Origin of the sequence: Sphingobacterium sp. SRCM116780 (assembly GCF_021442025.1) — a bacterium.
In the GTDB taxonomy this organism is placed as follows: Bacteria; Bacteroidota; Bacteroidia; order Sphingobacteriales; family Sphingobacteriaceae; genus Sphingobacterium.
Genome location: NZ_CP090446.1, coordinates 2,760,524 through 2,770,958, shown reverse-complemented (window position 1 = coordinate 2,770,958; position 10,435 = coordinate 2,760,524). Strand labels below are relative to the sequence as shown.

Here is a 10,435-nt window from a genome sequence, read left to right as displayed (position 1 = left end):
TCAGGCTAGGTAAGTAGTAGGTGTTCAAAAATCTTTTTATTGTAATATATCTATTGTTCTGTCAAATGAAGCAAAACGAAAATGCTATGAAATAAGGCTAAATATTAAAAGAGGTAAGAGGGTAAAGAAAGAGACCTATCTTTTGTGAAGATAGGTCTCTTTTATAGTCGAATGTAAGAACAGAAAGATCTTTCTTGTTCTTATTTCAATTACGCGCCTAATTGAACACGTTTGAATGCCGTAACGGTTAAACCTTTAGCAACTGAATCTAAGAATTGAGCGATAGATTTAGAGTTATCTTTCACGAATTCTTGGTTCAACAAAGTAGTTTCTTTGAAGAATTTGTTCAATTTACCAGCAGCGATTTTCTCAGCCATTTCAGCTGGTTTACCTTCTGCCATGATTTGTTCTTTAGCGATAGCGATTTCGCGTTCGATAGTATGTGCATCTACACCATCTTTATCGATAGCGATCGGGTTCATAGCAGCGATTTGCATAGCCACATCTTTACCTGCTTCTTCAACACCAGCAACATCTGCAGATAAACCTACTAATACACCTAAACGGTAGTTAGCGTGGATATAAGCAACAACTTTTTCAGCTGAAATAGTTTCGTATTTAGAAACTTCAATTTTCTCACCGATTTTACCAGTTTGATCGATCAATAAATCAGCGATTTTAACACCACCAATTTCTAAAGCTTTTAGGTCTTCTAAAGTAGCAGGATTGTTTGCTAAAGCGACGTCAGCAACTGACTCGGCGAAAGCTACGAAATCTGCGTTTTTAGCTACGAAATCTGTTTCACAGTTTACTTCAACTACGATACCTGATTTACCATTAGCAGCAGCTTTAGCGATGATAACACCTTCGTTAGAATCACGGTCTTGACGGCTAGCAGCAACTTTAGCTCCTTTTTTACGTAAGTAATCAACAGCAGCTTCGAAATCACCGTTTGCTTCCACTAATGCTTTTTTACAATCCATCATACCTGCGCCTGTTTGTTGACGCAATTTGTTTACATCTGATGCAGAAATTTGTACTGACATGATATATTCTTTTTTAAATTTTTGACTTATTATTTTCTTGACAATATTAACTTAACTTATGTTAAGCTAATATAAAGTTTATCATTTCTTATTACAGAAAGAATAAACCAAAAAACCGGACAGATAGGTTAGTCCAAGAAAAGAATTCTTTTCCAGAAACCAACGCTACACTATCCGGTTTGGAATAAAAAATATTATTCTCCGTCTTTCGCTTTACGCGGACGTTTAGCTTCTGAAGCTTCAGGAGTAGTATCAACTTTAGCTTTTGCTGCCGCTGCTTCTTTTTCTGCTTCGTCTTCTTTATCACGTTTACGTTCGTCTAAACCTTCTTGGATTGCTTGACCAATGATACCAGCGATTAAGCTAATAGATTTACTAGCGTCATCATTTGCAGGGATTGGGAAGTCAATGTTTGAAGGGTTAGAGTTTGTATCAACCATTGCAAAAGTAGGGATGTTCAATTTGATTGCCTCTGTTACAGCGATGTGTTCTTTTTTCACATCGATGATGAATAAAGCAGCCGGTAAACGGTTCAAATCAGCGATACCTCCTAATAGAGATTCCAATTTGATACGCTCACGTTGAATCATCAACTTCTCTTTTTTAGACAATACATCGTATGTACCATCTTTTTGCATTTTGTCAATAGTAGACATTTTTTTGATGGACTTACGCACTGTTGTGAAGTTTGTAAGCATACCACCTAACCATCTTTCAGTAACGAAAGGCATGTTAACTGCTTTCGCTTGTTGCGCGATGATTTCTTTTGCTTGTTTTTTCGTTGCTACGAATAAAACCTTACGACCTGACTTTACGATTTGTTTGATAGCTGAAGCAGCTTCTTCTAATTTCGTAAGCGTTTTGTTCAAGTCAATGATGTGGATACCGTTACGTTCCATGAAAATGTACTTAGCCATTTTCGGATCCCATTTACGAGTAAGGTGACCAAAGTGCACACCTGCATCCAATAAGTCTTGATAAGTTGTTCTTGCCATTTTTTGATCCTCCTTTGATTAACGTTTACTGAATTGGAATCTTTTACGAGCTTTCTTGCGTCCTGGTTTTTTACGTTCAACCATACGGTCATCACGTGTTACCAAACCTTTAGCGCGTAAAGCTGGTTTTGCCTCTGGGTCTAATTCAACTAATGCTTTCGCAATAGCCAAACGAACAGCCTCAGCTTGTCCTTTTACACCACCTCCATTAACGTTCACTTTCGCATCAAAATTCCCTGCTTGACCTGCTACTTCTAATGATTGAGTAACAATGTATTGCAAAGGCAATGTTGGGAAATATTCTTTGTAGTCTTTACCATTAATAGTAAGGACTCCGCTACCAGCAGTTAAGTAAATGCGGGCAACAGCAGTTTTTCTTCTTCCTGAAGTATTAGTTGTTGACATGTCGATTCTCCTTAAAATTTAACTGGTTTTGGATTTTGTGCCTCTTGTTTGTGCTCTGTTCCTGCATAAACATAAAGGTTTTTAAACAATTGACGACCTAAACGGTTTTTAGGAAGCATACCACGAACAGCCTTCTCAATGATGCGCTCAGGGTGTTTAGCCAATAATTCTTTAGGAGTGATGAAACGTTGACCACCTGGGTATCCCGTGTAGCGAACGTAGGTTTTGTCACCTAATTTATTACCTGTCAATCTAATTTTGTCTGCATTGATAACAATGACGTTATCTCCACAATCTACGTGAGGGGTAAATGATGGCTTGTGTTTTCCACGAATTACTTTCGCAATTTCGCTTGCCAAGCGCCCCAAAATCTCGCCTTCAGCATCAACAACAATCCATTCTTTGTTGACGGTGTTCTTGTTGGCAGAGACAGTTTTGTAACTTAACGTATTCACTTGCTTTTAATTAAATAATTAATAAAATGATATTTACTTCTTTTTCCTTTATCACAAAGGTCTGCAAAGGTACTTTTATTTTTCGGATTATGGAAATCTATTTCACTTTATTTTAATGCATTCCATTCTTCCCGAACGAAGGAATTTGTTTTTATTTTTTTATTGACCAAAACATAATCGTAAAAATAGTATATAAGTTAGGATAACATTATATCTACAATTGTGGTTTATTAGTATATTGCAACATAATTAACACTGATATAGGTGCAAGAAGAGAATTATTTATGCTTAAGAAATATTTGAAATACGCTGTATTGGTAACTATGTTCACAGGGGTAGGACAGTTGGTATCAGCTCAAAGTAATATAAAGGAGAAACCATATTCACAACAATTAAAAAATATAGAAGTTTTTTTAAGAAAAGGGGATTACAATCAAGCTTTAGATTCGTTGAATGCAATTACGGAACGTTATCCCAAGGCGGATGATGTTTACTTTACAAAAGCAGTCTTGTTTGGTCAAATGCGAAATGCAGATCAAGCACTGGAAGAGGTGAACAAAGCGATAGCAATTGATCCTAAAGAAGAATACCTGAGTTTCAATATTGATGTGAATAAGGGTAAAGGTGATATTCCTAGTGCTATTCGCACATTGGATATCTTGATTGAAAAGAAAAAGGTCAATAAAGCGGCTTTAAATCGTGAGAAAATTATGCTGTTATTCAACAGTGATAAGAAAGATGAAGCCTTTACCTTATATCAAGATATTCGTAAGTCATCAACAGCTTCAGATACGTTAGATGTTGTAGGTGCTACGTTGTTATTATCAAAAGATGATTTTCCTGCTGTCATCACGCTATTGGAACCTTGGGCATCCCAAAAATCACCCTTAGCACAGGTGTATAGTCAATTGGCGCAAGCCTACCGAGGAATTAAGGATCCAAAGAAAGCCATTTCCATATTAAATACAGGTATTCTAAATACAAATGATGATTATCTATTTTTAGATCTAGCAGATGAGTATCGTTTATCTGGGAAAAGCAAGTTTTCATTCGACTATCTCAAGCAAGCATTTCTGTCAAAAAAGATAGATTTTGCGGATAAGAATAGAATTATTTTGTCATTATTAGGTCCTAATAGTGGATTTTCTTTACAGCAATTACAAGATTTGGCGAATGTTTTAGTTGACACACATCCTCGAGTTGCTGAAAGTCACGTAGCGAAAGGCCAAGTAAATTGGTTACGTAATGATTTGGTTGGAGCCCAATCATCATTTTCTATTGCAGTTGGGATCAATCCTTATCAGATCGATGCATGGCGTATGTTAATGAATGTTGATTTAGCATTGGAGCAATATGATCAGGCGATAGAGCATGGGGGTGAAGCATTGCAAAATATACCCAATAACCCAGTAATCCTTTATTTCTCTTCAGTAGCTTATACGATGAAAGGAGATCATACACGAGCCCGTAATTTGATGGAGGCGGCATTAAATAATGGACAAAATGAGAATGCTATCTTCCAATCGAATATTTACAGCGGATTGGGTGATATTTATCATACGCTAAATATGGAGTCTGCATCGGATGTTGCCTATAGAGAAGCGATTAAGCTAGATAGTACAAATGTCAGCGCAATGAACAATTTAGCTTACTATTTATCGTTAAGAAAGCAGGATTTGGAAGATGCCGCTCATTTTTCAAAAACAGCGACTACATTGCGTCCAAATGATGCAACCCTAGAAGATACGTATGCCTGGGTTTTGTTTAAACAGGAAAAATATACAGATGCGTTAATATGGATTGAAAAGGCAATTGAAAATTCACAAACAGCCTCTACAGTGTTGTTAGAGCATTATGGTGATATTTTGATTAAAAATCAAAAAACTTCAGATGCATTGAAACAATGGAAACTTGCATTAGAAAAAAAAGAAGTATCGGGTGAAAATGAAGAGAAGTTAAAAGAAAAAATAAATAAAAAAACTTATGTGGAATAAATTTGCTACTGCAGTGTTTTTGGTAGTGCTATTGGCTTCCTGTAGTACAAAAAAGAAAATAACTGCTGTTGGAAATAAAAACGAAGTAGACGTGGTTGTGAAATCGGATTCAAAAAAAGAAGCTGTTCAAAAATTTTTATCGTCCAATCTACAGTTCACTACTTTTTCAGGAAAGGCTAAAAGCAAAATAGGTTTTGGAAAATCTTCTTACGATGTAACTACGAATATTCGAATAGAAAAAGATAAGAAAATTTGGATTTCTATTAGTGCAATATTAGGTCTTGAAGTTGGCCGTGTCTTAATCACGCCTGATAGTGTTCAGATTCTAAATAAATTTCAGGGTGAATATATGGCGAAACCATTTAGTTATTTATATCAATATGCGAGTAAGGATCTCACTTTTGAGAATGTTCAGGATTTGTTTTTAGCAAATTTATCGACAAACTTATTCAATTTAGATGACTTGGAAATTGGTCAACCAGACTCTATCATCGAGTTACGGGGCAAAAAGAATGAATTGAATTATTTGTATACGATTAATCAGCAAAATAGACCTAATTTATTTCGTTTGGAACAGATAAGTAAGGGACAGAAATTAGAAGCAAACTATACAACATATGCTGATAATGCTGGACAATTATTTCCAATGGGACTTGATTTACTTATATCAGGAGGTGTAACAAGTATAACGGCAAATATTAACTATAGTAGAGTTTCGTTTAATGAAGCGATAGAAATGCCTTTCACTATATCTAATAAATATAAAGTAATTAATTAATGTTTGTCCGATAATCCTTAAGATTTATTACTTTCGCATTTGAGACGTGTTTTAATTGAAATATATTAAACGGAAATCAACTGCTAGTAAAAGATTACTATAGATGAATTTAAAAAAAGTAACATTTAGTATAATTGCGTTTTTTTTGATGCTTGGTGTGGGTTTTTCGCAGACAAGAGCTGAATTAGAAAAAAAACGTGAAAAAATAAATCGTGAAATAGCGGAATTGCAAAAAACGCTGAAAGAAACGACAACGGAGAAAATATTGACGCAGAAGCAAGTTACTGCATTAAGTAGTCAGATTAATCTTCGTGAAGAAAAAATCACAACCATTAGCTCCGAAATGAGTTTAATCAATCGCCAGATTGGTGTAAATACAAATGCGGTTGATAAATTGAAAGCAGAGTTGGAGAAAATGCGTAAAGATTATGAAAAGATGATCATGTTTGCATTTCGCAATCGTAATGCTTACAATAAATTGATGTTCATCTTTGCCTCAAAGGATTTTAATCAGGGGTTTCGTCGTGTAAAATATTTACAACAATTCAATGATTCAAGAAAATTGAAGGCTGGCGAAATAGAAGGTACGAAAAAGCAGATAGAGCAAAAAATAGCACAACTGCAAGCTGACCGTAATAAGCATAAACAATTATTGAATGAACAAGAACAGGAAAAGAAAACGATCGCACAGCAACGTTCTGTTTTTTCTAATGAGCTGAGTTCACTTATCACGACAGAAAGAGGTGTGAAAAGGGATATTACCCAAAAACAAAAAGAAGAGCGTAAGTTAAAATCTGCTATTCAAGCGATTATTAAGCGAGAAATTGAAGCAGAGCGTAGGAGACAAGAAGCTGCACGTAGAGCTGCTGAAGCTGCTGCTGCAAGAAATGCAAAGAAAAATGAACCTAAAGACGATAAAGGTTCTTCTAAATCTACAACAAGAAAATCGGATTCTGAGGTATTACGTGCTACACCTGAAGCAGCTCGTCTGTCAGCAGATTTTAGATCAAACCGTGGCCGACTACCATGGCCAGTTTCAAATGCTAAAATTTTACAAAGTTTTGGTACGGATAGAACAGGTAGAAATGTGTCGGTAAGTCATGAATCATTGAAATTAGAAACTTCTAGTGGTGCGACGGTTAAAGCTGTATTCTCGGGTACTGTAACCAGTACATTGACTCTAAATGGATTGAAAGTTATCATTATTTCACATGGTGAATTCTTCTCTGTATACAGTAACTTGGCGAGCTTCAGTGTTTCAAAAGGTCAAAAAGTCTCTGCAGGACAGGCAATAGGTACTGTTGCGAATGATCCTGATTTGGATGCTCCTGTATTGGATTTCCAAATTTGGCAAGGGCAAACACCAATGAATCCGCAATCATGGTTAGCGAATTAAAAAATATAGAAATAAAAATTATTATGTACATTTGTTTATCAGGTATATAACATGTACTTTAAGTGAATATTGAAAAACAGTAAATTATAAATTATGTTGACATCAGGGTTATTAATAATGGGTATTGGAGGTCAGGAATTAATTGTAATCGTTGTAATATTATTATTATTATTTGGCGGTAAAAAAATTCCTGAATTGATGCGTGGATTAGGTAAAGGCATGAAAGAATTTAAGGACGGACAAAAAGAGGATTCGACAGAGGATACTAAAGAGAAAACAACAGAGAATAAATAGTTTTATTTATTCGTTAGAAATAAGATTTTACGAAAAGTAAAATCTTATTTCATTTTTGGCAATTTATATTGAAAATTGCTCTCAAGGGATTTACTAAAACTTCTGATTTAATTCAAGAGAATTGTGGAAGTTTTTTTTGCTGACCCTAAACTAAAAATATGATTGGAAAAAAGAGAACTTTACTAGCTTTTGGTTTTATTTTGAGCGTATATAGTTTATCTGCTCAAGAAATAGCTGTGAATGAAATGAGAAATTCTACTCAAAATGTTATGTCAGCAGCTATTGATCGTGAGAATACATCTATTCTACAACAACTTGATAGTATTAAATTCGTAAATTCAGGTGAAAAGGATATCAAGGGAGTCATATTTGATGTAGAAGATGTTAACATCGTTCGAAAGTTAAATGCATTACAACGTGAGGTTCCACTCCATTATAATCAATCTGTTCGAAAATATATTGATTTGTATGGTTCTAAAAATTATTCAGGACACATGTCTCGGATGTTGGGACTAGCTCAGTATTACTTCCCAATTTATGACCGTATTTTCTCAGAAATGGGCGTTCCGAAAGAAATCAAATACCTCTCCATAATAGAATCTGCTTTAAATCCTCATGATGTTTCCCGCGTGGGCGCAACTGGCCCATGGCAGTTCATGTATGGAACAGCGAAGATTTATAATTTGTCAATGGATAATTATGTTGATGAACGTAAGGATCCTGTTGCATCTAGTTATGCTGCAGCTAAATATCTAAAAGAGGCTTATACTGAATTTGGAGATTGGTTGTTAGCAATAGCCTCTTATAACTGTGGAAAGGGAGGCATTAAAAGAGCGATTCTAAAATCAGGAAAAATTCAACCTTCATTTTGGGAGATAGCTTCCTTTCTTCCCAAAGAAACCAGGAATTACATCCCAGCTTATATCGCAATGACCTATACACTTGGATATGCGCAAGAACACGGGATAGAGGCTGAGAATAGTGAAATGGCCTTGAATACACGTGCCTTGGAAATCGATAAATTTATTTCGATTGCTGATGTAGCTAAAGCGATAAACGTTCCAGAGGAAGGCTTAAAGAAGCTAAATCCAGCTTATAAGAAAGGAATAGTAAATGGTTCGTCTGAAATACATCGCCGTTTAATTATTCCAGCGCTAAGTGATGATATGAATCCGGATAAACTTTATGCTGCTTTAAACACAGTCGTTCAAGTTCCAACTCAAGTTCCTGTACTTGAAGATGACGATGACCGCGTTAAGAAGGTTGCCAATACTAAAAGACACGTAGTAAAGCGAGGAGAGAGTTTAGCGACTATCGCCAATACATATGATATTAGTGTGCAAAATTTGAAAGCTTGGAATAACTTAAGAAGATCTACCGTTGAGACTGGTACTTCGCTGGTCGTTAATAGTAATGGCGTCAATAGCCGATTGGCTCAAAAAGCGAATACAAGTGCAACAAAAAAATCAGATAGTCTTGTTTATACAGTGAAAAAAGGAGATACACTTTCTGAGATTGCAAACCGAAAGGGGATATCCTTATCCAGGTTGAAAGCTGATAATGACTTGTCTCATTCGAAACTGAAACCAGGCATGAAGCTTAAGATTAATAGAAGTTAAAAAGCTTAGCAGCTATATCGCTAAAAAAACGAGTCGGACTTATTAAAAATTCGACTCGTTTTTGTATAATGAAGAAACAGGAACAAGTTTATCGGTATGCTTCTTTATTTTTTGGGGTTTAAATTAAACCAACCAAGCGGCATCGTTCTCTTCTTGAAAACCTTCAAGATTTACTTCCACATGTTCTTTTAATATGGTTGAAAGCTTCAATCCATAATAGTCACTGACAATTGGAAATTTTGGATGACTTCTGTCAATCAATACGGCTGTTCTCATTTTTTTGAGCGGAACATTTAAAAAGACTCCTAAGCCATATGCTAATGTTCTTCCACTATTTAATACATCATCCACTAATATTAAGGTCTTATTCTTGACACTTTCAACAGGTTGATCTGCTTCAGCTTTTAATGAACGACTTGTTTTATTCATCGTCACCTTTATTAGCTCAATGTTTTTACTTGATATTTCGGTTAATATTTTCTGTAAGCGTTGTGCAAAAACATACCCTCTGTCCGCAATACCTACAAGTACTAATGTATCTTCCTCAAAGTTATCTTCTAAGATTTGATAGGCAATACGTATTGATTTTTGCTTAATTTGTTCTTTATCTAATATGAGCGTTTTCTTTGACGACATAATGCTACTAAATTTATTTACTGGTAAAAGTACTAAATTCTTCGCTAAAAAAAAGTCCGAATGTCATGACATTCGGACTTAAAATTATTTTTTAATAGGATTCAATATTAATTGAATTTGTCTGATTTATCTCCTTTTAATATTTCAGCTGTCAATGATTTGTTATCATCCGGAAGTCTTCCTCCGTCATAATAATAACGTCTCCAATAAGCTTCATCTAAATTGCTAATCATAACACCTTTACTTGAGGATGCATGCGCGAATTTGTTATCTCCAATATAAACGCCTACATGCGTTATACTTTTGCTTCTAATCTTGAAAAACACTAAATCTCCAGCTTTTAAATCATTTTTTTTGACCGTCTGAATTTGAGAATATTGATTACGGCTATTATAACCTAATGTTGTATTAAACACTTTGTCATAAAGCTCAAACGAGAACTTAGAACAATCAATACCTCTTTTAGAGTCTCCTCCTAAGCGGTAGGGAGTTCCTAACCATTCGTAAACAAATTGATATAATTTTGTGTTTGTTGTTGCTGAAACTGCAACGCCCATGATTTGTGAAAAGTATTCTTTAGCTAGATTATCAGGGTCAGATTCTGGTTTAGATTGGGTTTTGGTTGATTGTGCCTGCGACACTAGACATAAGCCTATAAATAGCATGGAAGCTAATATTTTCTTTGTTTTCATTCGCTTTATTTATACAACGTTAACTTATTCTTTTTTGTTGTAGGATGTCAGTTATTTTGGACATCACTGTTGCGAATATAATACAACTGTGCTTACGATGCAAAAAATATGACAACTATTTAACG

Annotated in this window: 11 protein-coding genes; 5 read left to right on the top strand and 6 right to left on the bottom strand. The window is 35.1% G+C overall.

Annotated features, from left to right (window positions below; translation table 11 throughout):
* Window positions 1-209: 209 nt before the first annotated feature.
* The 4 genes from tsf to rplM all read right to left on the bottom strand — a co-directional run bounded on the left by tsf (window position 210) and on the right by rplM (window position 2,901).
* Window positions 210-1,046 (bottom strand): translation elongation factor Ts, encoded by an 837-nt coding sequence (gene tsf, locus LZQ00_RS11890; RefSeq protein WP_234509511.1) that lies wholly within the window; start codon window positions 1,044-1,046, stop codon window positions 210-212.
* A gap of 194 nt (window positions 1,047-1,240) precedes the next feature.
* Window positions 1,241-2,041: a 30S ribosomal protein S2 gene (rpsB, locus tag LZQ00_RS11885; protein ID WP_234509510.1), complete on the bottom strand. Its 801-nt coding sequence runs from the start codon at window positions 2,039-2,041 to the stop codon at window positions 1,241-1,243.
* An 18-nt stretch (window positions 2,042-2,059) separates the two neighbouring features.
* On the bottom strand, window positions 2,060-2,446 hold the full coding sequence (gene rpsI, locus LZQ00_RS11880; RefSeq protein ID WP_234509509.1) for a 30S ribosomal protein S9: 387 nt from the start codon (window positions 2,444-2,446) through the stop codon (window positions 2,060-2,062).
* 11 nt (window positions 2,447-2,457) lie between these two features.
* Window positions 2,458-2,901, bottom strand: coding sequence for a 50S ribosomal protein L13 (gene rplM / locus LZQ00_RS11875; protein ID WP_234509508.1), 444 nt, complete (start codon window positions 2,899-2,901; stop codon window positions 2,458-2,460).
* 284 nt (window positions 2,902-3,185) lie between these two features.
* On the opposite strand from rplM, the gene LZQ00_RS11870 reads away from it, so the two are divergent.
* From LZQ00_RS11870 to LZQ00_RS11850, 5 genes are all read left to right on the top strand, one after another.
* The gene (locus LZQ00_RS11870) at window positions 3,186-4,895 is read left to right on the top strand and encodes a tetratricopeptide repeat protein (RefSeq protein ID WP_234509507.1); all 1,710 of its coding nucleotides are present in this window, start codon (window positions 3,186-3,188) and stop codon (window positions 4,893-4,895) included.
* Window positions 4,885-5,673, top strand: a complete 789-nt coding sequence (locus LZQ00_RS11865) for a DUF4292 domain-containing protein (RefSeq protein ID WP_234509506.1) — start codon at window positions 4,885-4,887, stop codon at window positions 5,671-5,673. Before LZQ00_RS11870 ends, LZQ00_RS11865 begins: the two co-directional genes overlap by 11 nt.
* A 103-nt stretch (window positions 5,674-5,776) precedes the next feature.
* Window positions 5,777-7,069: a murein hydrolase activator EnvC family protein gene (locus tag LZQ00_RS11860; RefSeq protein ID WP_234509505.1), complete on the top strand. Its 1,293-nt coding sequence runs from the start codon at window positions 5,777-5,779 to the stop codon at window positions 7,067-7,069.
* A 93-nt stretch (window positions 7,070-7,162) separates the two neighbouring features.
* A complete protein-coding gene (gene tatA / locus LZQ00_RS11855; protein ID WP_234509504.1) occupies window positions 7,163-7,363 on the top strand; it encodes a twin-arginine translocase TatA/TatE family subunit in 201 nt (66 codons plus the stop codon).
* A gap of 158 nt (window positions 7,364-7,521) precedes the next feature.
* Window positions 7,522-8,982 carry a lytic transglycosylase domain-containing protein gene (locus tag LZQ00_RS11850; protein ID WP_234509503.1) on the top strand — a complete coding sequence of 487 codons (1,461 nt, stop codon included), beginning with the start codon at window positions 7,522-7,524 and terminating at the stop codon, window positions 8,980-8,982.
* A 123-nt stretch (window positions 8,983-9,105) separates the two neighbouring features.
* On the opposite strand, the gene LZQ00_RS11845 is transcribed toward LZQ00_RS11850, so the two are convergent.
* Together LZQ00_RS11845 and LZQ00_RS11840 are read right to left on the bottom strand one after the other, a co-directional pair.
* Window positions 9,106-9,618 carry a phosphoribosyltransferase family protein gene (locus LZQ00_RS11845; RefSeq protein ID WP_234509502.1) on the bottom strand — a complete coding sequence of 171 codons (513 nt, stop codon included), beginning with the start codon at window positions 9,616-9,618 and terminating at the stop codon, window positions 9,106-9,108.
* A 107-nt stretch (window positions 9,619-9,725) separates the two neighbouring features.
* Window positions 9,726-10,310, bottom strand: coding sequence for a C40 family peptidase (locus LZQ00_RS11840; RefSeq protein ID WP_234509501.1), 585 nt, complete (start codon window positions 10,308-10,310; stop codon window positions 9,726-9,728).
* Window positions 10,311-10,435 lie beyond the last annotated feature (125 nt).

Bases quoted from the DNA above. Each gene is read 5' to 3' on its own strand.
- LZQ00_RS11865 (WP_234509506.1), top strand. From the start codon at position 4,885: ATGTGGAATAAATTTGCTACTGCAGTGTTTTTGGTAGTGCTATTGGCT.
- LZQ00_RS11870 (WP_234509507.1), top strand. From the start codon at position 3,186: ATGCTTAAGAAATATTTGAAATACGCTGTATTGGTAACTATGTTCACA.
- LZQ00_RS11845 (WP_234509502.1), bottom strand. From the start codon at position 9,618: ATGTCGTCAAAGAAAACGCTCATATTAGATAAAGAACAAATTAAGCAA.
- LZQ00_RS11860 (WP_234509505.1), top strand. From the start codon at position 5,777: ATGAATTTAAAAAAAGTAACATTTAGTATAATTGCGTTTTTTTTGATG.
- tsf (WP_234509511.1), bottom strand. From the start codon at position 1,046: ATGTCAGTACAAATTTCTGCATCAGATGTAAACAAATTGCGTCAACAA.
- rpsB (WP_234509510.1), bottom strand. From the start codon at position 2,041: ATGGCAAGAACAACTTATCAAGACTTATTGGATGCAGGTGTGCACTTT.
- tatA (WP_234509504.1), top strand. From the start codon at position 7,163: ATGTTGACATCAGGGTTATTAATAATGGGTATTGGAGGTCAGGAATTA.
- LZQ00_RS11840 (WP_234509501.1), bottom strand. From the start codon at position 10,310: ATGAAAACAAAGAAAATATTAGCTTCCATGCTATTTATAGGCTTATGT.
- rpsI (WP_234509509.1), bottom strand. From the start codon at position 2,446: ATGTCAACAACTAATACTTCAGGAAGAAGAAAAACTGCTGTTGCCCGC.
- LZQ00_RS11850 (WP_234509503.1), top strand. From the start codon at position 7,522: ATGATTGGAAAAAAGAGAACTTTACTAGCTTTTGGTTTTATTTTGAGC.